This is a genomic window from Priestia sp. 10L35, assembly GCF_056395685.1.
In genome coordinates this window covers 1-455 of sequence record NZ_JBFTKA010000054.1, presented here as the reverse complement: position 1 = coordinate 455, position 455 = coordinate 1, and the positions used below count along the sequence as shown (strand labels likewise).

Annotated in this window: 1 protein-coding gene; it reads right to left on the bottom strand. The window is 30.5% G+C overall.

Annotation, left to right across the window (positions count from 1 at the left end):
* Nucleotides 1-337: 337 nt before the first annotated feature.
* Nucleotides 338-455 (bottom strand): IS3 family transposase (locus tag AC1DEF_RS29220; protein ID WP_477727317.1); only part of this gene is annotated, 118 nt, incomplete at its 5' end.

Sequence of the window (455 nt, the reverse complement as noted above, 5' to 3'; positions counted from 1 at the left end):
CAGAAAGCAACAACCATTACACTAAGCACAAGCTTGAAGTCCCTTCGTTTTCGACTTTTAGATCAACAAAATAAAAGTTTTGTAAGCTTCAAAGAAATTAAGCATCTACTAGACAATAAAAAATCTCGTATGAATTTGAATAACAAAAGACCCAACCTCAATAAAAATTGAATATCTTCTTTTTTATTTAAACTTATAAAATGAATAATAAATAGTGAATTGAACAAACTGCTCAAGATGCTGTGAAGCATTCTCTCATAGACCCTTTTAAATAAAATTCAAGTAACAGAAAAAACTACTGTACAGTGAACTGAACCCAAAAAGTTAGACACATTATTTAGGCAGCTAATGAGGATTGAATTCTGTATTCTACAGGGGTCAATCCTTTTAATTTTTCTTTTATTCGTAGATGGTTGTAATAGAGGATATAGGCCTCTAATTCCTGTTTGAACTGT